The 24,016-nt window shown below is 69.4% G+C and carries 24 protein-coding genes and 1 tRNA gene; 17 read left to right on the top strand and 8 right to left on the bottom strand.

What is annotated here, in order from left to right; genetic code table 11:
* Positions 1–6 precede the first annotated feature (6 nt).
* The 3 genes from rpoZ (at position 7) to BLW17_RS00240 (ending at position 3,374) form a co-directional block, all read left to right on the top strand.
* A complete protein-coding gene (gene rpoZ, locus BLW17_RS00250; protein WP_036701390.1) occupies positions 7–363 on the top strand; it encodes a DNA-directed RNA polymerase subunit omega in 357 nt (118 codons plus the stop codon).
* Between the two features lie 18 nt (positions 364–381).
* Positions 382–2,502, top strand: a complete 2,121-nt coding sequence (locus tag BLW17_RS00245; RefSeq protein WP_231565648.1) for a RelA/SpoT family protein — start codon at positions 382–384, stop codon at positions 2,500–2,502.
* A gap of 182 nt (positions 2,503–2,684) precedes the next feature.
* A complete protein-coding gene (locus tag BLW17_RS00240) occupies positions 2,685–3,374 on the top strand; it encodes a DUF2062 domain-containing protein (RefSeq protein WP_139305877.1) in 690 nt (229 codons plus the stop codon).
* Here BLW17_RS00240 and BLW17_RS00235 read toward each other — a convergent pair.
* Positions 3,371–4,681 (bottom strand): NAD(P)/FAD-dependent oxidoreductase, encoded by a 1,311-nt coding sequence (locus BLW17_RS00235; protein ID WP_036736467.1) that lies wholly within the window; start codon positions 4,679–4,681, stop codon positions 3,371–3,373. The genes BLW17_RS00240 and BLW17_RS00235 overlap by 4 nt on opposite strands.
* Before the next feature lie 130 nt (positions 4,682–4,811).
* On the opposite strand from BLW17_RS00235, the gene BLW17_RS00230 reads away from it, so the two are divergent.
* On the top strand, positions 4,812–5,303 hold the full coding sequence (locus BLW17_RS00230) for an SRPBCC domain-containing protein (protein ID WP_036736465.1): 492 nt from the start codon (positions 4,812–4,814) through the stop codon (positions 5,301–5,303).
* A gap of 47 nt (positions 5,304–5,350) precedes the next feature.
* Here BLW17_RS00230 and gltA read toward each other — a convergent pair whose 3' ends face one another.
* Together gltA and gltX are read right to left on the bottom strand one after the other, a co-directional pair.
* Entirely contained in the window at positions 5,351–6,643 is a 1,293-nt protein-coding gene (gene gltA / locus BLW17_RS00225) for a citrate synthase (protein ID WP_036736464.1), read from the bottom strand.
* Positions 6,644–6,781: 138 nt separating this feature from the next.
* Entirely contained in the window at positions 6,782–8,200 is a 1,419-nt protein-coding gene (gene gltX, locus BLW17_RS00220) for a glutamate--tRNA ligase (RefSeq protein WP_074825944.1), read from the bottom strand.
* A gap of 119 nt (positions 8,201–8,319) precedes the next feature.
* Here gltX and BLW17_RS00215 point away from each other — a divergent pair, with 119 nt between their 5' ends.
* Positions 8,320–10,638, top strand: a complete 2,319-nt coding sequence (locus tag BLW17_RS00215) for a ComEC/Rec2 family competence protein (RefSeq protein WP_074825940.1) — start codon at positions 8,320–8,322, stop codon at positions 10,636–10,638.
* A gap of 546 nt (positions 10,639–11,184) precedes the next feature.
* Here the strand turns inward: BLW17_RS00215 and BLW17_RS00210 are convergent.
* Positions 11,185–11,805 carry a VOC family protein gene (locus tag BLW17_RS00210; RefSeq protein WP_231572761.1) on the bottom strand — a complete coding sequence of 207 codons (621 nt, stop codon included), beginning with the start codon at positions 11,803–11,805 and terminating at the stop codon, positions 11,185–11,187.
* A 28-nt stretch (positions 11,806–11,833) separates the two neighbouring features.
* Positions 11,834–12,700: a tryptophan synthase subunit alpha gene (trpA, locus tag BLW17_RS00205; protein ID WP_052176331.1), complete on the bottom strand. Its 867-nt coding sequence runs from the start codon at positions 12,698–12,700 to the stop codon at positions 11,834–11,836.
* A 177-nt stretch (positions 12,701–12,877) separates the two neighbouring features.
* Between trpA and ychF the strand changes: the two genes are divergently transcribed.
* The 3 genes from ychF to BLW17_RS00190 all read left to right on the top strand — a co-directional run bounded on the left by ychF (position 12,878) and on the right by BLW17_RS00190 (position 15,673).
* A complete protein-coding gene (gene ychF, locus BLW17_RS00200; RefSeq protein ID WP_036707905.1) occupies positions 12,878–13,975 on the top strand; it encodes a redox-regulated ATPase YchF in 1,098 nt (365 codons plus the stop codon).
* 383 nt (positions 13,976–14,358) lie between these two features.
* Positions 14,359–14,448 (top strand) — tRNA-Ser (locus BLW17_RS00195).
* Positions 14,449–14,836: 388 nt separating this feature from the next.
* Positions 14,837–15,673 (top strand): protein NO VEIN domain-containing protein, encoded by an 837-nt coding sequence (locus tag BLW17_RS00190; RefSeq protein WP_036732838.1) that lies wholly within the window; start codon positions 14,837–14,839, stop codon positions 15,671–15,673.
* Positions 15,674–15,676: 3 nt separating this feature from the next.
* On the opposite strand, the gene BLW17_RS00185 is transcribed toward BLW17_RS00190, so the two are convergent.
* The 3 genes from BLW17_RS00185 to BLW17_RS00175 are packed head-to-tail and all read right to left on the bottom strand — an operon-like array spanning position 15,677 to position 17,837.
* The gene (locus BLW17_RS00185; RefSeq protein WP_425287073.1) at positions 15,677–16,057 is read right to left on the bottom strand and encodes a hypothetical protein; all 381 of its coding nucleotides are present in this window, start codon (positions 16,055–16,057) and stop codon (positions 15,677–15,679) included.
* The gene (locus BLW17_RS00180; protein WP_036732844.1) at positions 16,057–17,382 is read right to left on the bottom strand and encodes a recombinase family protein; all 1,326 of its coding nucleotides are present in this window, start codon (positions 17,380–17,382) and stop codon (positions 16,057–16,059) included. Before BLW17_RS00180 ends, BLW17_RS00185 begins: the two co-directional genes overlap by 1 nt.
* Positions 17,382–17,837 carry a DUF2924 domain-containing protein gene (locus BLW17_RS00175; RefSeq protein ID WP_036732847.1) on the bottom strand — a complete coding sequence of 152 codons (456 nt, stop codon included), beginning with the start codon at positions 17,835–17,837 and terminating at the stop codon, positions 17,382–17,384. Before BLW17_RS00175 ends, BLW17_RS00180 begins: the two co-directional genes overlap by 1 nt.
* A 595-nt stretch (positions 17,838–18,432) precedes the next feature.
* On the opposite strand from BLW17_RS00175, the gene BLW17_RS00165 reads away from it, so the two are divergent.
* The 9 genes from BLW17_RS00165 (at position 18,433) to BLW17_RS00130 (ending at position 24,014) form a co-directional block, all read left to right on the top strand.
* On the top strand, positions 18,433–19,140 hold the full coding sequence (locus BLW17_RS00165) for a hypothetical protein (protein WP_139305876.1): 708 nt from the start codon (positions 18,433–18,435) through the stop codon (positions 19,138–19,140).
* Positions 19,141–19,326: 186 nt separating this feature from the next.
* The gene (locus BLW17_RS00160) at positions 19,327–20,640 is read left to right on the top strand and encodes a hypothetical protein (protein ID WP_139305875.1); all 1,314 of its coding nucleotides are present in this window, start codon (positions 19,327–19,329) and stop codon (positions 20,638–20,640) included.
* Between the two features lie 93 nt (positions 20,641–20,733).
* A complete protein-coding gene (locus BLW17_RS00155; RefSeq protein ID WP_036732858.1) occupies positions 20,734–20,979 on the top strand; it encodes a hypothetical protein in 246 nt (81 codons plus the stop codon).
* A gap of 99 nt (positions 20,980–21,078) precedes the next feature.
* The gene (locus BLW17_RS00150) at positions 21,079–21,801 is read left to right on the top strand and encodes an RNA polymerase sigma factor (RefSeq protein WP_036732862.1); all 723 of its coding nucleotides are present in this window, start codon (positions 21,079–21,081) and stop codon (positions 21,799–21,801) included.
* An 84-nt stretch (positions 21,802–21,885) separates the two neighbouring features.
* A complete protein-coding gene (locus BLW17_RS00145; protein WP_018303655.1) occupies positions 21,886–22,080 on the top strand; it encodes a hypothetical protein in 195 nt (64 codons plus the stop codon).
* Positions 22,081–22,118: 38 nt separating this feature from the next.
* Entirely contained in the window at positions 22,119–22,415 is a 297-nt protein-coding gene (locus tag BLW17_RS00140) for a hypothetical protein (protein ID WP_036732865.1), read from the top strand.
* Positions 22,415–22,735 (top strand): AAA family ATPase, encoded by a 321-nt coding sequence (locus tag BLW17_RS18755; protein WP_269429072.1) that lies wholly within the window; start codon positions 22,415–22,417, stop codon positions 22,733–22,735. The genes BLW17_RS00140 and BLW17_RS18755 overlap by 1 nt, the downstream gene beginning before the upstream one ends.
* A complete protein-coding gene (locus BLW17_RS18750; RefSeq protein ID WP_269429073.1) occupies positions 22,732–23,289 on the top strand; it encodes an ATP-binding protein in 558 nt (185 codons plus the stop codon). The genes BLW17_RS18755 and BLW17_RS18750 overlap by 4 nt, the downstream gene beginning before the upstream one ends.
* Positions 23,290–23,390: 101 nt before the next feature.
* Positions 23,391–24,014: a hypothetical protein gene (locus BLW17_RS00130; RefSeq protein ID WP_036732867.1), complete on the top strand. Its 624-nt coding sequence runs from the start codon at positions 23,391–23,393 to the stop codon at positions 24,012–24,014.
* Positions 24,015–24,016: the final 2 nt, after the last annotated feature.

The following is a 24,016-nucleotide window of genomic DNA, read 5'->3' as shown; positions in this document are numbered from 1 at the left end:
TAGCTCATGGCCCGCGTCACAGTCGAGGATTGCGTTGACAAGGTTCCGAACCGGTTCGACCTGGTGATGCTCGCCGCCCACCGCGCCCGCGAGATCGGCGCCGGGGCCACGCTGTCGGTCGAGCGGGACAACGACAAGGACCCGGTCGTGGCGCTGCGCGAGATCGCCGACGAGGGCCAGCCGGTCGACGAGCTGCGCGAGCGGATGATCGAGCAGACTCAGACCCAGATCGAGGTGGACGAGCCCGAAGAGGACGCGATGGCGCTTCTGCTCGGGGCCGAGATCGACCGTCCCAAGCCCGCCGACGAGGAATCGGAAGAGCGGATGCTGCGCATGATGCTCGAGGCGCAAGGCCGGGGCTGAGGTCAGAGGCGGCACGGGTTGGACCGGATCGACGTCGAAGACCTCGTCGCGCTGGTCCGCAACTACAACCCGCGGACCAACGAGGACCTGATCCGGCGGGCCTATGACTATGGCCGCCGGATGCACGAGGGGCAGTTCCGCCACTCGGGCGAACCCTATTTCACCCATCCCGTCGCCGTCGCCGCCATCCTGACCGAGATGCGGCTGGACGATGCGACCATCGTCACCGCCCTTCTGCACGACACGATCGAGGACACCCGCTCGACCTGGGGCGAGGTGGCCGAGTTGTTCGGCCGCGACGTGGCCGACCTCGTGGACGGGGTGACGAAGCTCACCAACCTGCAACTCTCCGGCACCCACTCGAAGCAGGCCGAGAACTTCCGCAAGCTCTTCATGGCGATGTCCCGCGACCTGCGGGTGATCCTCGTGAAGCTCGCCGACCGGCTGCACAACATGCGCACGATCCGCTCAATGCGGCCCGACAAGCAGGTGCAGAAGGCGCGCGAGACGATGGACATCTTCGCCCCCCTCGCCGGGCGGATGGGGATGCAGTGGATGCGCGAGGAGCTTGAGGACCTGGCCTTCAAGGTCATCAACCCCGAGGCGCGCAACTCGATCATCCGCCGCTTCGTGACGCTGCAGAAAGAGACCGGCGACATCATCCCGCGGATCACCGCCGACATCCGCGCGGCGCTGGACGCCGAGGGGATCGAGGCCGAGGTCTTCGGCCGCGCCAAGCGCCCCTACAGCGTCTGGCGCAAGATGCAGGAAAAGCAGCTCAGCTTCTCGCGGCTCTCGGACATCTACGGCTTCCGCATCATCACCCGGTCCGAGGCCGACTGTTACCGCGCGCTGGGGATCATCCACCGCCGCTGGCGCGCCGTGCCGGGGCGGTTCAAGGACTACATCAGCCAGCCCAAGTCGAACGGCTACCGCTCGATCCACTCGACCGTCTCGGCGCGCGACGGCACCCGCGTCGAGGTGCAGATCCGCACCCGCGCCATGCACGAGGTGGCCGAGGCCGGGGTCGCCGCGCACTGGGCCTACCGCGACGGGGTGCGGTCGAAGAACCCCTTTGCGGTCGATCCGGCCGAGTGGCTGGCGAGCCTCACCGAGCGCTTCGGGGAAGAGGATCACGACGAGTTCCTCGAGGCCGTGAAGCTCGAGATGTATCAGGACCAGGTGTTCTGCTTCACCCCCAAGGGCGACGTGATCCAGCTGCCCAAGGGCGCGACGCCGATCGACTTTGCCTATGCCATCCACACGCGGCTGGGCAATTCCTGCGTCGGCGCCAAGGTGGACGGCATCCGCGTGCCGCTGTGGACGCGGCTGAAGAACGGCCAGTCGGTCGAGATCATCGCGGCCTCGGGCCAGCGTCCGCAGGCCACTTGGCTCGACATCGTGGTGACGGGCCGGGCCAAGGCGGCGATCCGGCGGTCCTTGCGCGAAGAGGACCGCTCGCGCTTCATCCGGCTCGGGTCCGAGCTGGTGCGGGTGGCGTTCGAGCACGTCAACCGCAAGGTCACCGACAAGGCGCTGCGCACCGCCGCCAAGGCGCTGGCGATGCCGGGCGCGGACGAGCTGCTGGCCCGGATCGGCGCGGCCGAGATCTCGGCCCAGCAGGTGATCGGGGCGCTCTGGCCCGACCTCGCGCCCTCGGCCGACGAGATCGACGCAAGCCGTGCCGTCGCCGGGTTGCAGGCCGATCAGGAGTTCACCCGCGCCCCCTGCTGCACCCCGTTGCCGGGTGAGCGGATCGTGGGCATCACCTATCGCGGCAAGGGCGTGGTGATCCACGCCATCGACTGCCCGGTGCTGGCGGGGTTCGAGGACCAGCCCGAGCGCTGGGTCGACCTGCGCTGGCGCGAGGGGCGGCACCCGGCGGTCTACTCCTCGCGGCTGAACCTGACGATCCGGCATGACGCAGGTGTGCTGGGGCGCATCTGCACGCTGATCGGGGCGCAGGGGGCGAACATCTCGGACCTCGAGTTCCTGGACCGCAAGCCGGACTTCTACCGCCTGCGGGTGGACGTGGACCTGCGCGACAGCGAGCACCTGCACGCGCTGATGACGGCGCTCGAGGCGGAGAGCGACGTGGCGCAGGTGGCGCGGATCCGGGATCCCTCGGCGGTGGTCTGAGGGGGCCCTGCGGGGTGCGGGGGGGCGAACCCGAACGGCGTTAGGGGCGGAGGCGTGATCAAGAGCGGTCCCGCTGGAAACTCGTTGATCCGGCGCAGCCACGTTCGCGCCTTGCCGCACCGTTCTGAAGCACCCCGCCCGCCACACACTCCCGCGATCCGGTTGCCCTCCGCGGACGGCTGGTGGACAGTGGCGGACACACCGCCATCCGCCCGCCCGAGACGCCCATGTTCCGCCGCAAGCCCCGCAGCTATTCGCAGATGGCCAGCGACATCGTCTATCCGCGCGGCGGGTGGTGGCGGGCGATCAAGTACCGCGTGCACCGGCTGCGCCGCCTGCCGGACCCGCCGCAGCGGGTAGCGCGCGGGGTGGCGGCGGGGGTGTTCATCAGCTTCACGCCGCTCTTCGGGCTGCACGTCGTGGGGGCCATGGCGCTGGCGCTGGCGATCCGCGGCAACGTGCTCGCCTCGGTGATCGGCAGCTTCGTCGGCAACCCGCTGACGATCCCGGTGATCGCGGTCGTGGCGATCACGCTCGGGCGGTGGATGCTGGGGCAGGGGGGCAGCATCGACCCGATGCTGATCCTCGAGGCGTTCTCGGGCGCCACGCGGCAGTTCCTGCGCAACCTGCTCGCCGTGCTCGACGGCCGGCCGGCGGAATGGGACCGGCTGGTCGACTTCGCCCAGGCGGTGTTCCTGCCCTACATGGTCGGCGGGCTGATCCCGGGGCTGATCGCCGCGCTCCTCTTCCACCGCCTGACGGTGCCGCTGGTCGAGGTCTATCACCAGCGCCGGCTGGCCCGCCGGGCGCGCAAGGCGCGCGCCGAGGGCGCGGTGGGCGACGACCCCGGCCGGCCTGACGCCGCGCCCTAGACGCCCAGCCGGTCGCGCAGCGAGTACCAGCCCATCCCGGCCACCAGCAGCGGCCAGCGCAGCCCGGCGCCGCCGGGAAACTGCCGCGCGGGCAGGGCGGCCATGGTGTCGAACCCCTCGGATTGCCCCATCACCGCCTCGGCCATCAGCCGCCCGGCGAGGTTCGAGAGCGCCACCCCGTGGCCCGAGAACCCGCTCGCCGACAGGCAGTTCGGCGCGGGGCGGGCGAAGAGCGGCAGCCGGCTCATGGTGATCGCCAGCGTCCCGCCCCAGGCGTGGGTGATCCGCACCCCCCTGAGCTGCGGGTAGACCTGCTCAAGCGGGCCGCGGACCTTGGCCGCGATGTCGCGGGGGAAGCGGTAGCCCAGCGTTTCGCCGCCGCCGAAGACCAGCCGCCGGTCGTCCGAGAGCCGCCAGTAGTTCACCACGAAGCGGGTGTCGTGGACGGCGACGTTCTCGGCCATCAGCGCGTCGGCGCGGGGGCCAAGCGGCTCGGTGGCGACGACGTAGTTGTTGATCGGCATGACCCGGGCCGCCACGCCGAGGTCGAGGTGGCCGAGATAGCCGTTGGCGGCGAGGATGACGTGGTCGCAGAGCACCCGCCCGGTGCCGGTCTGCACGATGGTCGTCTCGGTCGCGCGACGGGCGTGGCGGATGGCGTGGACATGGGCGCCCTCGTGGATCACCGCGCCCGCGTCGCGGGCCAGCCGCGCCATCCCCAGCGCCAGCGCCAGCGGGTCGAGGTGCCCGGCGCCGCGGTCGAGGTCGCCGCCGGCATAGACGCCGGTGCCGATCAGCGCCGAAAGCGCCGGGCCGTCCAGCGGGGTGATGCGGTCGTAGCCGTAGTCGCGGGCGAGGCGGGCGGCATTCTCGTGCGCGTGGGCGACCTCGGCGGCGCTGCGGGCGGCGTGGGCGATGCCGTCGTGGACCGCGACCCCGGCCTCGGCCGCGTGGGCGCGGGTCAGGGCCTTGGCCTCTTCGGCCATGTCCCAGAGCCGGCGGGCGGCGGGCTTGCCGGCCAGCCGCTCGAGGTCGGCCACGTCGAGGCGCTGGCCGGACCCCATCTGCCCGCCGTTGCGGCCCGAGGCGCCGAACCCCACCCGCTGCGCCTCGAGCACGATGACCCGCCGCCCGGCGCGCGCGAGGTGCAGCGCGGCGGAGAGGCCCGTGTAGCCCGCACCGACGACCACCACGTCGGCCCGCGCCTCGCCGCGCAGGGGCGGGAAGGGGGGCAGCGGCGGGTTCTGCTCGGCATAGAGGCTGGGCGGATAGGTCCCGCGCCGGTCGTTGGCGAACAGCAGGTTCATCGCGCGCCCCCTTGTCGCAGCCGGATCACGGCAAGGCCTAGCACGTCGCCGCCCACCGCGGAACCGGGGCCTTGACGGTCGCGCGGGCGACGCCTCACCCTGTCCCGGACCGCTGAGGGGAGCGTCCGCCATGCCAGCCACGACCACGACCGAGGGCAACGACCTTGTCATCACGCGGCGCATCGACGCCGCACCCGAGGCGGTGTGGGCCGCCCTGACCCACCCCGAGCAGCTGTCGCGCTGGTTCGCGCCGCGCCCGTGGCGGGTGACCTCGGCGGTGGTCGAGCCGCATCCGGGCGGGGCCTTCGACATCCAGATGGAGGGGCCGGACGGCGCGGCCGAGGACTGCGCCGCAGATGCGGAGGGCGAGGCGGGCGGCTGCGTGCTGGTGGCCGAGCCGCCGCAACGGCTGGTGTGGACGGACGCGCTCTCGGCCGGGTTCCGGCCAGCCAGGACGCCGTTCATGACCGCCGAGTTGACGCTCGTGCCCGACGCGGGCGGCACGCGGCTGACCGCGCGGGTGCTGCACGCGTCGGCCGAGGACCGCGACCGGCACGCGGCGATGGGCTTTGCCGAGGGCTGGGGCGCGACCTTCGCGCAGCTCGCCGAACTCGTGGAATGAAAAAGGGGGCCGCGGCGGGCCCCCTTCGTCTTGACGGTCGGCGCGGCTCAGCGCTTGTCGACGTCCAGATAGTCGCGCCGGTCGGCACCGACATAGAGCTGGCGCGGGCGGCCGATCTTGTTGTCCGGGTCGCCCAGCATCTCCTTCCACTGCGAGATCCAGCCGACGGTGCGCGACAGCGCGAAGATCGGGGTGAACATCGAGGTCGGGAACCCCATCGCCGACAGGATGATCCCCGAGTAGAAGTCGACGTTCGGATAGAGCTTCTTCGAGACGAAGTACTCGTCCTCGAGCGCGATCTTCTCAAGCTCCTTGGCGACCTGCAGGGTCGGGTTGTTCTCGATCCCGAGGATGTCGAGCACCTCGTCGGCCGATTCCTTCATGATCTTCGCCCGCGGGTCGAAGTTCTTGTAGACCCGGTGGCCGAAGCCCATCAGCCGGAAGGGATCGTCCTTGTCCTTGGCGCGCTTGATGTATTCGGGGATGCGGTCGACCGAGCCGATCTCTTCCAGCATCTCGAGCGCGGCCTGGTTGGCGCCGCCATGCGCCGGCCCCCACAGGCAGGCGATGCCGGCCGCGATGCAGGCGAAGGGGTTGGCGCCCGACGAGCCCGCGAGCCGCACGGTCGAGGTCGAGGCGTTCTGCTCGTGGTCCGCGTGCAGGGTGAAGATGCGGTCCATGGCGCGGGCCAGCGCCGGATCGACGTGGTAGGGCTCGGCCGGGACCGAGAAGCACATGTGCAGGAAGTTCGAGGCGTAATCGAGGTCGTTCCTCGGATAAACGAACGGCTGGCCGATCGAGTATTTATAGGCCATCGCCGCGATCGTCGGCACCTTGGCGATCAGCCGCATCGAGGCGATCTCGCGCTGGTTCGGATCGTTGATGTCGGTCGAATCGTGGTAGAAGGCCGACATCGCGCCCACGACGCCGACCATGGTCGCCATCGGGTGGCTGTCGCGCCGGAAGCCGCGGAAGAAATAGTGCATCTGCTCGTGCACCATCGTGTGGCGGGTGACCCGGGTCTCGAAATCGTCCATCTGCGACTTGTTCGGCAGCTCGCCGTGCAGCAGCAGGTAGCAGACCTCGAGGTAGTGCGACTTGGCCGCCAGCTGCTCGATCGGATAGCCGCGGTACCACAACTCGCCCTGGTCACCGTCGATGTAGGTAATCGCGCTTTCGCACGCCGCCGTCGAGGTGAAGCCGGGGTCGAAGGTGAACACGCCCCCCTGGCCATACAGCTTGCGGATATCCACGCAGTCCGGCCCGACCGTGGGGGTCAGCACCGGCAGGTCGATGTCCTTGTCGTTCACCGTGATCCGGGCAGTCTTGGCTTCGGCCATCGCACGTTCCTTTTCGCCTCTTGGTCCCGCGGGACCGGGTCACTCGTCGGGCGGCACCGGGCCACCTTTGTCCTCGCATCGGCGCGCGGGCGCGCCGGTCACCCCTGCGGCAGCCGCCGCAGACCCCTCGGCGCGGCGTCAGGACGCCGCGTCCGCCAGCCGGGCCAGGCTTTCCTCGCGGCCCAGAGCCAGCATCATGTCGAATACGCTGGGGGTGGAACTGCGCCCTGCCAGCGCGGCGCGCAACCCCGCCGCAATCTTGCCGAGCCCCACGCCGTGCGCCTCGGCGATCCGCTGCGCCGCGGCCTCCAGGTCGTCGCGATTCCAGTTAACATGCTGCAACGCAGCAGTCAATTCTGGCAGTATACCATCGGATACCGCATCCAGCCCCGCCTGCGCCTTGTCGTCGCGCGCGACGGGGCGGTCGACGAGGGCGAAATGCGCCTGCTCCATCAGTTGCGGCAGGGTCCGGGCCTTGGCCTTGAGGACCCCCAGCGCCGGGGTCAGCCGCTCTGTCTGACGCGGCGTCAGCGCCGGCGCGCCGGTGGCCTGGCGGAAGGCCGCGATCTCGGCCAGTAGGGCGGCGTCGTCCATCTGCGCGATATGGTGCGACGAGACGTGCTCGAGCTTCTTGAAGTCGAGCCGCGCCGGCGCCTTGCCGATCCCGTCCAGATCGAACCACGCCTGCGCCTCGGCGTCCGAGAACAGCTCGTCGTCACCGTGGCTCCACCCCAGCCGGGCGAGGTAGTTGCGCATCGCCGCCGGCGGATAGCCCATTGCGGCGAACTCGTGCAGCCCGACGGCGCCGTGGCGCTTGGACAGCTTCTTGCCGTCGGTGCCGTGGATCAGCGGGATATGGGCGAAGACCGGCAGCGCCCAGCCGTTCGCGGCATAGACCTGGGCCTGGCGGGCGGCGTTGGTCAGGTGGTCGTCGCCGCGGATGATATGCGTCACGCCCATGTCGTGGTCGTCCACCACCACCGCGTGCATATAGGTGGGTGTCCCATCCGAGCGCAGCAGGATCATGTCGTCGAGCTGGTCGTTGCGGAAGGTCACGTCGCCCTGCACCGCGTCGTGGATCACCGTGACGCCCTCGCGCGGGGCGCGCAGGCGGATGGCATAGGGCGCGTCGGGCCGGGTGGCCGGGTCGGCGTCGCGCCACGGGCTCTGGAACACCTGGTTCGGGTGCGCCTCGCGCCAGGCGGCGATCTCGTCGGCGGGGGTGTAGCAGGGATAGGCGGTGCCGGCGGCGAGCATCTCGCGCGCGACCTCGGCGTGGCGGTCGGCGCGCCCGGCCTGGCTGATCGGCTCGCCGTCCCAGTCGAGGCCGAGCCACGTCAGCCCCTCGAGGATCGCCGCCGTCGCCTCGGGCGTCGAGCGGGCGCGGTCGGTGTCCTCGATCCTGAGCAGGAAGCGTCCGCCCCGGCCCCGGGCGTAGAGCCAGTTGAACAGCGCCGTGCGCGCGCCGCCGATGTGCAGGTAGCCGGTCGGGGAGGGGGCAAAGCGGGTGACGACGGGCGCGTCGGGGGCAGGCTGGCTGGGGGCGGGGGGCGTCATGGGTCGGTCCTGTCTCTCGGCCGCGGCGGTGGTCACCCGGGCGGGCGTTAACCTTCTGGAAAGGCCGCGCGGTTAGGGTTGGCCGAGGGATACGCGATGCGGACGGGGAGAGACAAGGATTGGCGGCGCTCGACGCAGGGCTGACACCGCGGCAGGCGCGGGGGCCGCGGGCGCTCGGCCTGCGGCTGTGGCAGGCGCTGGTGCGGCGCAAGGCGCGGCGCGAGGAGTTGGAAGGCGACGACACCCGGGTCGGGCAGGCCGGGCTGATCGTCTGGGCGCCGCTGTTTCTATCGCTCGGGATCGGGCCGTGGTTCGCCCTGACGGTCGAGCCGGGCGCCCGCGCCTATGCCGCAGCAGCGCTTCTGCTGTTGGCGGCGCTGGGGGCCGGATGGGCCGTCCGGCGCGCGGCGCTGGCCGGGCGGATCGGGTGGGCGCGCGCCGATCCGGTGCGGATGGCCGGTCTGGCGCTGGCGCTGGTCGCGGGCGGGTTCCTGTCCGCGGGGCTCAGGGCGCATCTGGTCGCCGCGCCGGTGCTCGACTTCCGCTATTATGGCCCGATCGAGGGGCGGGTGGCCGACATCGACCGCTCGGCCCGCGACCGGATGCGCCTGACGCTCGACGAGGTGCGCTTGCGCGACACCGCCCCCGAACGGACGCCGCGCCGGGTGCGGATCTCGCTGACCGAGCCGCAGGCGCTGCCGCCGCCCGGCACGCGGGTGATGCTGACCGGGCATCTGGGGCCGAACCCCGGCCCGGCCGAGCCCTGGGGCTTCGACTTCCGCCGCGCCGCCTTCTTCGAGGGGCTGGGCGCGGTCGGCTATACCCGGACGCCGATCCTGACCGTCGCGCCCGCCCCGCCGCGCTGGCTTGACGCCACCGCCCTGCGGCTGCGGCTGGGGGCCGCGATGCGCGACGCGATCGGCGGGCAGGAGGGGGCGGTCGCCGCGGCGCTGATGACCGGGGACCGCTCGGGCATCGCCGAGGCGACGAACCAGCTCATGCGCGATTCGAACCTCTACCACATCGTCTCGATCTCGGGCCTGCACATGAGCATGGTGGCGGGCTTCGTCTATGCCGCGCTCAGGCTGGCGCTGGCGGGGCTGATGGCGAGCCCGGTGGGACGCGGGCTGGCCGGGCGGCCGCTGCACAAGGTGGCGGCGCTGGGGGCGCTGGCGGCGGCGGGGGCGTATCTGTGGCTCTCGGGCGGCGGGGTGCCGACCGAGCGGGCGTTCCTGATGGTGGCGGTGATGCTCGGGGCGATCCTGCTCGACCGCCGGGCGCTGTCGCTCAGGACGGTGGCGGTGGCGGCGCTGGCGATCCTCGCCGTGGCGCCCGAGGCGCTGGTGACGCCGGGGTTCCAGATGAGCTTTGCCGCCACCGCGGCGCTGATCCTCGTCTTTCCCGTCTGGTCGCGGCACGCCGACCGGCTGCCCTGGGTGCTGCGGGTCGTGGCGCTGCTGGTGCTGTCCTCGCTGATCGCGGGGCTGGCGACGGCGCCGCTGGCGGCGGCGCATTTCAACCGCTCGGCGCAATACGGGCTCATCGCCAACCTGCTGGTGGTGACGGTGATGGGGGCGGTGGTGATGCCGGCGGGCGTGATCGCGGCGCTGCTGGCGCCGCTGGGCCTCGCCGGGCCGGCGCTCTGGGCGATGGGGTGGGGCACGCGCTGGATGCTGGGCGTGGGCGAGATGGTCGCCGGCTGGGCGGGGGCGGTCTCCACCGTCAGCGCGCCGCACTGGGCGGTGCTGCCGCTGGGCGGGACCGGGGCCACCGTGGCGCTGCTGGCGCTGAGCGCGCCGCTCGGGCGGCGTGCGGCGCGGGGACTGGCGGGGGTGGCGCTGGCGGCGGTCGCGCTTGCCGCGGGAATCTGGGTCGCGGGCGCGCGGCCGACGCTGATCGTCGCCGGGGACGCGAGCGCCGTGGGGGTGATGACGGCCGAGGGGCGGGCGCTCTCGAAACCCGCGGGCGCCTTCGTCGCCGACAGCTGGCTGCGCGCCGACGGCGACGCGGCCAGCGCCGAGGCCGCCGCCGCGCGGCCCGGCTGGACCGGCCCACGCGGCGACCGGGTCAGCCGCGTGGGCGGGCTGGCGCTGCACCACCTCTCGGGAAAGGGCGCAGCGGCGGCGCTGGAGCGCGCCTGCACCGGGGGGGCGGTCGTGGTGATGCAGGGCCGGGCGGCAAGGGGGCGGCATGACTGCGTATTGCTCGACGAGGCGCGGCTGCGGGCGACGGGGGCGCAGGCGGCGTGGGTGCGCGGGGGGCGGCTCACCTGGCTCACCACCGCCGAGGCGACCGGCGCGCGGCTCTGGACTTCGGCCGCGGTGCGGCGCCGGGCGGGGCTGGGTGGCGGGGAGTGGGAAAAGCGTGCTGAAGCGGCCGGGCGGGGCAGCGAGGCGCGGGGCGCGGAGGCGAAGGGCGGCATGGCGCGGCAGCGGTGAGGGCAAGATGGGACGGGTGGCCGGCCTTGTGGGAGCAGCGTTGGGTGCGACGCTCAGCTAGATGACTCGGGAAACAGCGCTGGCTAGAACCGGGAGGTTGAAGAGGCGCAGCGCCGGTTCGAACCGGGAGGTTGAACGGCGGCACGCTGGGACGGACCGTTAGGTTGGAGTGGCGCACCGGGGTCCACTCACGTGCGCGTGACACGTTTAGGGGCCAACGTGCGTTGAGGCTGCGTGGCCGGTACGCGGTGAGCGGCTGTGCCTCCTGCGGCAGACGAGCGATCTCTAGGATCGTTGCCGTCCGAGGCCCGGCGGTAGACGATGAGCGCCGCCCGCGTGCCGCGGACGCCGGCCTTTCTCAGCAACTGCGAGCCGGGAACCTGCGATCGAGACGCGGGTGCATACCGTAAGGTCAAGCGGCGCGCCGTGGCTTCTTGTGCGGGGGCAACCTCAGGCCACCTGAGGCCGGAGAACCCGCCCGCCGCTCAACAATCACACCAGAATCATCTCGCACGACGCCCGCCACGTCGTGTCCCCCGCGCTGTGCTAGAGCCACACCGCCCCGCATGGCGTCTCGATCAGCGCCCGCAGCGGAACTGCGCCCGGTCCGATCTCGATCCGCGGGTCCGAGGTCGCCGCCCAATCCGGCCAGAGGCCCGCGAACCCCAGCACCAGTCGCGCCAGCCGCAGGCCGCGGTCGGGCAGGCGCTCCGCCGGGTGGGGGCCGCCCTGCCAGTCGATCAGCATCGGCAGCGCGCCGCCCGCCATCGGGCGGCCATCCTCTGGCAGCGCGATCTGCCAGCGCAGGTCGCCGCGCGACTGCGCCGAGACCGAGGTGCCCGGCGGCGGGCGCAGCGCCGTCGTCCGCGCCACCCAGCCGACCAGCCGCGGCGCCCCGCGAAACCCGTCGAGCCCGAACCAGCGCGGCCGGTCCGGGGCCGGGGCCGCGGGGTCGATGGCGATCAGTTCGAGATAGGCCTCGGGCCCCAGCGAGAGCAGCCGGTTGTGGGTTCCCATGCGGGGATGCGCGCCGCCCGGGTCCGGCGCGACCCCAAGCCGCTCCTCAAGAAACGCCGCCCCGGCCTCGAGCGTCTCGGCCGCGACCGCGAGATGGTCGAAGGTGATGGCCGCGCCATCCGCCCCGGCATCGCCGTCCGCCCCGCTCACCGTTCCACCTCGTCGCGTCGCGGAGGACTCAGCCCGTCGGGCCTGCCCGGTGAGCGCCGGCGGCGAGGCTTTCGACATAGCCCAGCACATCGGCCACCGGCTCACCCGCCCCGAGCCGCGCCACGATGGCCGAGCCGACCACGCAGCCGTCCGCGACCCCGGCCAGCGCCTCGGCCGCCTCGGGCGAGGCGATGCCGAAGCCCACGACGACCGGCAGCCCTGCGGCGGCCCGGACGCGCGCGATCTCGGGCGCGACGTCAGCGGCGTTGGCGGCCGCGCCGCCGGTCGTGCCGGTGACCGACACGTAATAGACGAACCCCGAGGTATTCTCGACCACCGCCGGCAGCCGCCGGTCGTCGGTCGTTGGCGTGGCGAGGCGGATGAAGTTCAGCCCCGCCGCCTGCGCGGGCAGGCAGAGCTCGGCGTCCTCTTCGGGCGGCAGGTCCACGACGATCAGCCCGTCCACGCCGGCCGCGGCAGCCTCCTCGAGGAAGCGCGCGACGCCGCCGCGGCGGGCGTAGATCGGGTTGTAGTAGCCCATGAGGACGATGGGCGTCGTCGCATCCTCCTCGCGGAACGCACGCACCAGTTCGAGCACCCCGGTGACCGAGCCGCCCGCGGCAAGCGCCCGCTGCCCGGCCGCCTGGATCGTCGGGCCGTCCGCCATCGGATCGGTGAAGGGCATCCCCAGCTCGATCACGTCCACCCCCGCCGCCGGCAGGCCGCGCAGGATCTGCAGCGAGGTCTCGCGGTCGGGGTCGAACGCCATGACGTACGAGACGAAGGCCTTGCGCCCCGCGGCGCCCAGCCGGGCGAAGGTCGCGTCGATGCGGGTCGGCGCCGGGGCGTTGGGGCTCGGGTCGCGCTGATCGGGGTCGCGGTGGGGGGCGGTCATGCGGGCTCCTCGCGGTCGGGTCTGGCCCGTCATAGGCAAGCGGGGCTGCGAGGGGAAGGGCAGGGACCGCACGGCCCGGCGGCCGCTGCGGGGGCAGGGGGCCGCCGTCCGGCCCGCTGGACGCAGGGCCGCCGCTGCCCTAGAAGGCCGCGACACGCGCATCGAAGGGAATGGAACATGGGCTTTCGCATGGGGATCGTCGGGCTGCCGAACGTGGGCAAATCGACCCTGTTCAACGCCCTGACCCGCACCGCCGCGGCGCAGGCGGCCAACTTTCCCTTCTGCACCATCGAGCCCAACGTGGGCGAGGTGGCGGTCCCCGACCGCCGGCTCGAGCGGCTCGCCGCGATCGCGGGGTCCAAGCAGATCATCCCGACCCGCATCACATTCGTCGACATCGCGGGGCTCGTGAAGGGCGCCAGCAAGGGCGAGGGGCTCGGCAACCAGTTCCTCGCCAACATCCGTGAGGTGGACGCCATCGCCCATGTGCTGCGCTGTTTCGAAGACGGCGACATCACCCATGTCGAGGGGCGCGTGGACCCGGTCGCCGACGCCGAGACCATCGAAACCGAGCTGATGATCGCCGACCTCGAATCGATCGAGCGGCGGCGCGCGAACCTGGCCCGCAAGCTCAAGGGCGGCGACAAGGAGGCCGCGGCCCAGGACCGGCTGCTGATGGCCGCGCAGGCGGTGCTCGAGGCCGGGCAGCCGGCGCGCACCGTCACGGTGGCCGAGGACGACCGCAAGGCTTGGGACATGCTGCAGCTTCTGACGGCGAAGCCCGTGCTCTACGTCTGCAACGTCGAGGAAGCGAAGGCCGCGACCGGCAACGCCCAGTCCGACCGCGTGGCCGAGATGGCGCGCGCGCAGGGGGCGGGCCACGTGGTGATCTCGGCCCGCATCGAGGAGGAAATCAGCCAGCTGCCCGAGGACGAGGCGGCGCTGTTTTTGGGCGAGATGGGGCTGGACGAGGCGGGTCTCGACCGCCTGATCCGCGCGGCCTATGCGCTGCTGGGCCTGCAGACCTATTTCACCGTGGGCCCCAAGGAGGCGCGGGCCTGGACGATCCACGCTGGCACGCTCGCCCCGCAGGCGGCGGGCGTGATCCACGGCGACTTCGAGAAGGGCTTCATCCGCGCCGAGACCATCGCCTACGAGGATTACGTCGCGGGCAACGGCGAGGCGGGCGCCCGCGAGGCCGGCCGGTTCCGCGTCGAGGGCAAGGGCTACGAGGTGCAGGACGGCGACGTGCTGCATTTTCTGTTCAACGCCTGAGGGGGTGGAGCCTTGCGGTGGGTACGCGCGGTGGCCGCTCGGGGGCAAGGCAAACTGGGTCGCCCGATAACGTCGTCGGGATGGGTTGATTGGCGTGGCGTGGAGCTGCGCGGTGGGGCCGCGCGGAGGCCTGGCACACGTCGCCGGGAAGGCGCGGACGGCATGGGTTTGTGGTTTGTTGAACGAAGCGCGTCCCGCCGTAGTGCCTCTTCTATAGAACGGATTTGCTTGGTCGGCGCCAGATGAATGGGCTTCTCGGCAGCCGGGTGAGCGGGTCGGGGCGGGAGAGGGCGTCGGGTTCCGCCCGTACGGGTCACGAACATCGTGCAGATGCTTCGATTCACCCTTGTTCTCCGGCCGCTGCCGCTGATAGACCCGCCGGCGGAGTGGTGGCCGAGTGGTCGAAGGCACACCCCTGCTAAGGGTGCAGGCGGGAAACCGTCTCGAGGGTTCGAATCCCTTCCACTCCGCCACATTCAGATACTGAATCCGTCCAGGGGCCCCGATTGGGGCCTTTTTTCTTTTTGTTTCAAAGGGCGTTGGCCGGGCCATCCGCCCTTCGGAGACTGGACGCTTGACGCAGAACGGGTCTCCGAATGGCCTGCGTCTCTCTTTGAACGCCCCTCAACGGCCACGGGACGGTGCGAAACATCCTCGTATTTCCAATGGGTTGTCAGGTTCATGAGGTCGCCCCGTTCGCGAGATAATCCGGTGACGGAGACCAACACGAAGGCGCAGGGCGGTCAGAAGGACGGCTCAGTGGCGGCCGATCTCCAAGTCCGGCGGAAGCGTCCGAAGCGAGCCAAGACCCTGCCAGAAGTCTCTGATGACAAACAGACTTCGCGCCCATAGCCTGGCGCAATGTCGAACGGGCCCTGGACGGATGCAGAGAACGACCTGATCGTCGCGGATTACTTCGCGATGCTGGCCGACGACATCTCCGCGCGCCGCTACAGCAAGGCCGAGCATCGCCGGGCGCTCCTGCCGCTACTGAACAACCGGTCCGAGGGGTCCGTCGAGTTCAAGCACCAGAACATCAGCGCGGTGCTGAAGGGCCTCGGCGAGGACTGGATCCCCGGCTACAAACCCGCGTTCAATTTCCAGATGACCTTGGTGGATGCCGTGGCCCGGTGGCTGGCTCTGAACCCCGCCTGGCTCGGGCGCCAACCGGGGCTGCACCCCGCCGCTGGCCTACGCGAGGCGGCGCAGATCTGGATCGGGCCGCCGCCGACGTTGTCGAACCAGCCGCCTCCGCAGGAACTGGACCAGATGCTGCACATCGCCCGCAAGTTCGACGTTGCTGGGCGGGACGAGCGCAACCGGGCCCTCGGCCGCGCGGGCGAGGAACGTGTGCTGGCGCATGAGCGCGCGGCACTGCGGACAGCAGGACGGGACGATCTGGCGCGCAAGGTGCGCTGGGTGTCGGAGGAGGATGGCGATGGCGCGGGCTACGACATCGCCAGTTTCGCCCCGGACGGGCTACCCCGGCTGATCGAGGTCAAGACCACGAACGGATGGGAGCGCACGCCGTTCCACATCACCCGCAACGAACTGGCCGTGGCCGATGAGCGCCGGTCGGAATGGCGTCTGTTCCGGCTGTGGAATTTCTCACGCGAGCCGAAGGCGTTCGAACTGCACCCGCCACTGGACGCGCATGTCTCGCTGACCGCAACGGCGTTTCAGGCGAGCTTTCACTGAGCCTCAGTCGAACACCCGCTCCGGCTGTGCGTGCCATGGCAGGGCCGCGACATCGGTCAGTTTCAACAGGGTCACGGCGGGCACCTCGCGCTTGTAGACCAGTCGCTTGAGGACGCCCGGCGCGAGATAGGCGAGCCGCAGCTGTCGGCTGACATGGCGTTCGGCCAGCCCTACGGCTTTCGCCAGATCGGTGACCGTGTTGAATTCACCAGTCTCCATGCGCCGCCGCCAGCCCCACGCCCGGCCGATGGCGCGCAAGATATGCGGATCCTGCGTCCGGTCTTCGCTCGGCAAATAGGTTGCGGGCGGCATGATCTTCGGTCGCCCGTTCTGCTTGCGGACCTTGAGCGGTACGAAGATCTGGATGGACTCGTCGGGTTTCATCATTCCGCCGCCACCTTCTTTCGTGGCGCCATCATGTCGCGCATGACGCCGGAGACGCCGTCAGTCCGGACATCGATGACCAGCCCCTCGGACGTGACCGTGACCCGGCGCACCAGCAACTGCACGATCCGGGTCTGCTCTGCAGGGAACAGCTGGCCCCAGACGTCATCGAACGTCTGCAGCGCGGAGATCACGTCGGCCTCGGCGAAGGCGTGACCCTCGCGCGCCAAGTGGGCAATGACCTGTGCCGTGATCGACGGCGCGCGCATCACCCGCCGCAACTCGGTCACCACAGCCGCTTCCACTAGGTCGGCAGGAAGACGGCGCGGGATGCCTTCATCGCTGGGTTCGCGGTTTTTGATGACGTCCATCGAGACGTAGTACCGGTATCGCCGCGCGCCCTTCTTCGTGCTGCTCGGGGTCATGGCGGCGCCCGTGGCCGTGAAGATCAGCCCCTTGAGCAGCGCTGGCGCCTGCGCGCGGGTGTTGTTGGCGCGCTTTCGCGGATTCTGCCGCAAGATGGCATGGACCTGATCCCACAGCTGCTCGTCGATGATGGCCTGATGCTCGCCGGGATAGGCCTTGCCCTTGTGGACCGCCTCGCCGCGATAGACGCGGTTCACCAGCACTCTGTAGAGATATCCCTTGTCGACCAAGGTGCCCTGCTTGTTGCGGAGCCCTTTGCGGCGCAGTTCGCGGGCCAGCACGGTCGCTGATCCGACCTCGACGAACCTCTCGAAGATGCCCCGCACGGTGGCAGCCTCGTCTTCATTCACCACGAGCTTGCGGTCCTTCACATCGTACCCGAGCGGGACATAGCCGCCCATCCACATGCCCTTCATGCGGGAGGCGCGGACCTTGTCCCGGATGCGCTCGGCCGTGACCTCGCGCTCGAACTGCGCGAAGCTGAGCAGGATATTCAGCGTCAGGCGCCCCATGGACGTGGTGGTGTTGAAGGACTGCGTGACCGACACGAACGTCACGCCGTTGCGGTCGAAGACCTCGACCAGCTTCGAGAAGTCCATCAGCGACCTCGACAGGCGGTCGATCTTGTAGACGACCACCACATCGATCAGGCCGTCCTCAATGTCGGCCAGAAGCTGCTTGAGACCGGGCCGTTCCAGCGTCCCGCCCGAGATGCCGCCGTCGTCATACTGATCGCGGACCAGCACCCAGCCCTCGGAGCGTTGGCTGGCGATGTAGGCCTCGCAGGCCTCTCGTTGGGCGTGCAGGCTGTTGAACTCCTGCTCCAGCCCTTCCTCGGACGACTTGCGCGTGTAGATAGCGCAGCGCTGGCGGCGGACGGGATTTGGACGCTGATCCATCAATCATTCCCCCGCTTTCGTTCACGCAACCCGAAGAAGCGGTAGCCATTCCAGCGCGTCCCGGTGATCGCCCGCGCAATCGCGGACAAGGATTTGTACGGTCGCCCTTGCCACTCGAATCCGTCCCGCAAGACCGTGATCGTGTGCTCTACCCCGTTCCATTCTCGGATCAGCCTCGTGCCGACCACGGGATTGCGAGGATCGGCGATCTGGCTCTTGCGTGTCAGGGTGCCGCCGACCTCGTCGGCTAGCAGGTCCAGCATGCGCCGGGTTTCGCGATCAGGACCGCCATAAGTCAGTTCCTGGATGCGGTAGGCCAACCGGCTCTCGAGGAACGCCCGACTATTGTTTGGCGCCGCCGTGGCAAAGATCGTCTGCCACTCCGCCTTCAACTGGGTGACGGACATGGACTTCAGCGCGGCCAGGCGCGCGGGGATGGGATCGGGCTTCGTCATGCGTTTCTCCGGTGAGTTGGAGTTGCATGACGGCATTGGTCGTCGGGATAGTGTAGGCAACGTTCTCCAGTATTGTCAGATACTTCGCGTCCATCCTGCCCGAGCAGCCGAACCAGCCCGAGCGCCAGCAGGCCGCAGAGTTCGGCGCGGCGCTCGGAGGCGGTCATCTGGTCGGGAGGGAGCGGGTTCGGGCGTTTCATGTCTCGGCAGCCGTGTTCGGTGGTGTCGTTACCGATCAAAAGCCACCCAGCCGCCCCCGACGGGACATCTCAGCTGAACGAGATGAGTGAATGCGAACAGGAAGGGAACATCAGGGCTTGCCGATCACGGATTTGTCCATGATCATCGGGAGTTGAATCAAGCGAGAGCAGTTGTTCGATGAGGTGAGTTCATGCCGTGCAAAGCAAGCCCGATCGGTCCCCGTATTTCGGCGCTGATCGAGGACGCGCGCGTGAATCTTGCCCTAACGATTCTCTCGGCCCGGGAGGGTGGTGTTAGTCAACTCGGCCCCCTGAGGCGACGTCGCGGTGTCGAGCCCCGAGCTAGGCACTACGGTCGCGATCTATAGTTCAGCTCAGTATTTTCGGAGATTTATATGGTACGCGCCCCGGCCAGAACTTGCCCCAATCTTTCTCGGCTATTCGACGATGCAGAGCCGGAACTGCTGTCCGGATTCCTCAAGAGCAAGGCTTTCGAGAGGCTGAGCTGGCTTGGGCCCTACAGGTTCGACCCCGAGAATCCGGACGGTCCGTCGGTTGCCAGAAATATGCTGCCCCAGGAAAAGAAGGACCGGCTGGGGCCTCTCGAAGCTGAAGCTGCCCGGATCGTCACAATCGCAAGCCACCGTGGCGAGTATGTCCTCGAAGGTCTCGCCAAGACCACGCTCGAACCCGAGCGCGCCAAGGAACTTCTGAACCGGCGGGACAAGCTCGCGCGAAGCCTGTGGGCTTACGCCAACGAACACGGCTTGTTTGAAGCGGCGGAGAACAGCCTGCACCTGCGTCTCTACCGGCGCTACGACAAGCACTACCAGACCTTCATGGCCGAGCCTTCGGTCGATGGGGGCCCCGACGCCGGCAGTGCATTGCTCGACGAGCTTCTGGTCGACCTCAACAAGCGTCTCGATCGCGGCGACGGCTACAGCATCGACAAGTTCGACATCCCCGAGGACGGCGATGAACCGGCGGCGGAGATGTACCTGCTATTCCATCCCGATCCCCCCACGAGCGTTCGGGAGATCGATGACGATGGCAATCGGTCGAGCATCTATTTCCGCCCGCCTGGAGAGGCGATGATCGTCTAGACGCCATCGACTGGGCGGGTCCATGTCCGCGCAGGCAACCGAAAGCTCAGGCACACAGTTGCCGAACGCTTCATCGAGACTGCCCTCGAGCAGACTTACTCCAACCAGCCCGTCGACTTTCAGGCCTACGACATTTCGCAGTTCCTGCAGGGGCTCGATCTTGAACCGCCGGAACTTGACGAGGTGGTGATCGACCGCGCGCAGGTGATCCGCGCTGACATCAGCATCGGCAATCTCGCCAACCGCCTCTCGCTTTCCACCACGATCGACCAGGACATCTCAGAGATCATCGACAGCCATCCGGGCCTTCCGAGGATCTTCGAGCGGGCGCTCGCAATCCGCTTCGTCGAGATTGCGGTCCGGTATTTCCGCGCGGGACGAGATGAGGCGCAAACCCTCAACTTCACGCTCACCGACCGCAACACGAGCAGCCTTCTCAGCATCGACGACCCTTTCGAGCGCGTTCTGGGGCATCGCTTGCTCAGACACTGGAACATCCTCCGTGATGGCCGTGCACCGGGCGATGAGGAGAGCATGGCTGTCATGCCCGCCTTGCTGGCCATATGGGATATCGGAGCTGACAGGGTCACCGGCGCATGGCTCCAATCTCGCGGTGTCGATCCTGGCCTCCTGAACGATCTGGGCTTCCTCGTGCCGGCCGGCTGGGAAGGCGACGACCTGATCGACGATGAAGACGAGGTCGGCCCGGTGGCAGCCGAAGTGGTCGTTCGTATCGAGAAGGGAGATGCGGAGGAAGAAGACCGTAAGGTGGCCGACCTCAAGGTCACTGAGGGACAGGCGACGTCTGCGGGCAACCCGGATCGCTACAGGATCTATCGGGTGCGTGACGGCTGGGTCGCGCAACACCTGAAGGAAAGTCTCGAAAAGGCGCTCGATGCGCCCGCCATCGAGAAGCTGACCGATCATCTCCTCTACCTTGGAACGCTCAGCATCGATGGCGGCGATGTTCCGATCTACCTTGCGCGTGGTCTCGACCGGGAGAGGGTCCGGTCTGCCGTCGATACGGAACTTCGGGCGCGCCACAACCTCGGTATTGGACTGGTTCTGCAGGCCGGCACCGCTCCTGGACCGTGCCTGGCGGCCAATGTTCTGACGCCACTTGTTGATCAGATCGACACCAAGCAAGCCGAAATCGCGTTGGTCGCAGACAAGCTCCGGTCCGTGTTCCGGCGACATCGGATATTGGCCCGTGGAGGCATGACGGTCGGACTCACCCGTAGCGGCGATGATATCGCGACCCTCTTCGTGCCAGGGAAAGGCACCATCGACATCAAGGGCGAAAACCGCATCCAGATCATCCAGCGGCTGGTCGATGCCCACAACAACGGCCCGACGCCGATGTCGACCAAGGATATTGTCAAGGGAATCGCTGAAGACCAGTCCCTGTCGAACATCTTCAAGCAGCCGCTGTGGGACAAGCTGAAGGCCAACTTTCTGAGAAGTCTTGGCGCCAAGGGGCCGTGGGAGATCGCAATCTGACAGCTGGCTCCGATCCGGCTCCGATTGGGGGGTCTGACGGGCTCCGATTCCTCAGGCCAATGGGAGTGCTCCATCGATCAGAGGAGCACTTCCATGCCGACTCCCTTCCCCTCGCGCCAGGCAGCCCCGACGAGCTGGTCCGGCACCGCGAAGACCAAGCCCACCAACCACAACTCGGAATGGCGCTGCACGCGCTGTGACAAGCTGCTCGGCGTCTGCCGGGACGGCCGCATGCACCTGCGCTTCGCGCGGGGGCACGAGTATCTCGTGGGCTTCCCGGTTCAGGCCACCTGCCGCGGCTGCGGCACGCTGAACAACGCGACCGCGCCCGCGCGCTGACGCGCGCATTCACCCAATCCCCTGAAATCGCAGAGACGCGCGACGTCCTGACCTGGCCACGAGAAGGCGCCGGACGCCTGGCCGCAAGGCAGGCGTCCGATGTCTATCGCGTGGCACGAGATCCGTGATCACCTCATGCATTCTTCTTCCAACCTTCACTTCCAGCGCAGTTTCGACGCCGTCCGACGTGCGCAGGCTGCCCTCACACCGTTCCGGGATCCGGCGGCCCTGCTGGACGGGCTGCACGGCACGACCGGCGATCAGGGCCAGAAGAACCTGATCCTCTCCGCGCTCGTCAGAGCGGCGCAGGGCGACGGGCCCGCGTCCGACTGTGCGCTGACGTTGCTCCTGCTGGCGCTCTGGCCCGGCCTCGACGCCATCCGCCGCCGATCGATCTGGCGCAGGCTCGGCACTGCCGATGAGATCGCGTCCGACGTTCTGGCGCGCACCACCGAGGCAGTCCGCAGCCTCGATCTCAGGCGCGTCAACTGGATCGCGGCCACGGTGCTGCGCAACGTCGAGCGCGACATGATCCGCGTGCGCCGGCGCGACACGGCACGCGAATATCTCGCCAGCTGCGCCGATCCCGACGAGGTGGCGGACAGCGGCAACCGCGGCATCGGCGCAGACGGGTACGCACTGCTGAACGGCGCCGTGCGGAAGCTGCTCGGCGACGACGCCCTGCTGGTGATCCGCGTGGCGGTCGAGGGCTTTTCCCAAGCCGAAGCGGGAGCCGCACTGGGCCTGACCGAGGCCGCCGCCCGCAAGCGGTACCAGCGCGCGATGCGCCGACTGAACGACGCCCTCGAGGAAATCCCCTGACCCGATGTCCCGATCCGGTCCCGCCGGTGGCTTTTTCCATTCGAGCGCCCCGAGCGCCTTCCCTCCAACCGAAAGCAGACACGCATGAACCGCACTGCCGATCTGTCGCTCGAGGATTTCAGGCGTCTTCCGGGGCTCTATCGCCGCTGGGAGCTGACCGAGGTCTGCGAGCCCAACCGCAACTATCAGATCGAGGACGCCGGCGCCCATGCCGACGGGACGCCGCTCTTGGCGATCTACGTCGCCGAGCCCGCGCCCGACGTCCGCGAGGCCGCGTGATGCGCCTCCTTGATCACATCATCTCACGGAGAACCGCCATGCCGGACCAGCCGGACGCCATCACCTGTCTTCGCAAGGTGAACTACGCCCTCGAAGATCTCCCCGAAACCTTCTCCCTCCCGCAGCGTCCCGGAGACGAACCGCACGAGCCGATGCCGGTCGTCGAGGCGACCGTCGACGAGATCGCCTTCGCGATCGTGGAGGCTGAGCGGGAGAGCACCGCCGCCTACCGCCGCGCCGACGCGCTGAAGCGCCTCTACAAGCTCGCCCGCGAGGCCGGGTGCATCGGCGCGGATCGCGCCGCCGCGGCAGTGATGAAGAAGGAGGGCCAGTGATGGCCCTTCCCATCATCGGCGCTGACGAACGGCTCGCTCAGCGCAAGGGTATCAAGGGCGTCATCTTCGGCCGGTCCGGCATCGGGAAGACCAGTCTGCTCTGGACGCTGAACGCCCCGACCACGCTCTTCCTCGATCTCGAGGCCGGGGATCTGGCGGTCGAGGGGCTGGAGATCGACACGCTCCGGCCCCGCACATGGAAGGAATGCCGTGATTTCGCGGTGTTCATCGGCGGCCGAACCCGGCGCTGCGCGAGGATCAGCCCTACAGCCAGGCGCATTTCGACGAGGTCTGCGGGCGCTACGGCGATCCGGCGGTGATCGGAAAGTACGAGACCGTCTTCATCGACTCGATCACCGTGGCCGGTCGTCTCTGCTTCCAATGGTGCCGCGGCCAACCCGAGGCGTTCTCCGAGAAGACCGGCAAGCCCGACATCCGCGGCGCCTACGGGCTGCATGGCCGCGAGATGATCGGCTGGCTGACCCACCTGCAGCACACGCGCGGCAAGCATGTCTGGTTCGTGGGCATCCTCGACGAGAGGCTCGACGACTTCAATCGCAAGGTCTTCCAGCCGCAGATCGACGGCTCGAAGACCGGGCTGGAGCTGCCGGGGATCGTCGATCAGGTCATCACCATGGCCGACATCCCGGACCCCGGCGGCCAGCCGCAGCGCGCCTTCGTCTGCCAGACTCTGAACTCCTGGGGCTATCCGGCCAAGGACCGCTCGGGCCGCCTCGACAGGGTCGAGCCGCCGCATCTTGGCCGGCTGATGGAGAAGATCCATCGCCCCGCGGCGCCTGCCTCCGAACGCCTGACCTGGCCGCTGGTGACCCCGGCAGATCCCGCCCCCGCGCAGGAGCCCGGCCATGGCTGAGCGCCTCCCCCCACGCCCGGTGTCCCGATCCGGTCGCCGGGGTGGCTTTTCCCCTCTGACGCCGCTGCGCGTCCCATCCTCAACCTGAAAGGAGCCGCGCAATGTCCGGACCCTGGAACGACTTCAACTCCGCCCAATCCAACACCAACGTCATCCCCAAGGGCACGCTCGCCAAGGTGCGCCTGACGCTCCGCCCCGGCGGCTTCGACGACCCCTCGCAGGGCTGGACCGGCGGCTGGGCGCGCCGCGCCGCCACCGGCGCCGTCTATCTCGACGCCGAATACACGGTGCTCGAGGGGCCCTACGCCCGCCGCAAGGTCTGGTCGCTGATCGGCCTCTACAGCCCGAAGGGCCCTGACTGGGCCAACATGGGGCGCGGCCTGATCCGCGGCATCCTCAACTCGGCGCGCGGCGTGTCGGACAAGGACAACTCGCCCGAGGCGCAGGCGCGCCGCCGCATCAACGGCTTCGGCGATCTCGACGGCGTCGAGTTCGTCGCCCGCATCGACATCGGCACCGACACCAACGGCGAGGACAAGAACGAGATCCGCGCTGCTGTCACCCCCGATCACCGCGACTACGCCGCGCTGATGGGCACGGCCGCGCCGCAGTTCGCCGCCGCCCCGGCGCAGGGCCACGCCCCGCAGCAGCCCGCCACGGCCACCCAGCCCAGTCAGCCCGCGTCCGCCCCCGGCGCCGCCGGGCGGCCGAGCTGGGCGCAGTAAGG

It is taken from the genome of Paracoccus sanguinis (assembly GCF_900106665.1).
GTDB classification, from domain to species: domain Bacteria; phylum Pseudomonadota; class Alphaproteobacteria; order Rhodobacterales; family Rhodobacteraceae; genus Paracoccus; species Paracoccus panacisoli.
The sequence above is the reverse complement of the archived record's forward strand: the minus strand, read 5'-3'. Positions and strand labels throughout refer to the sequence as shown.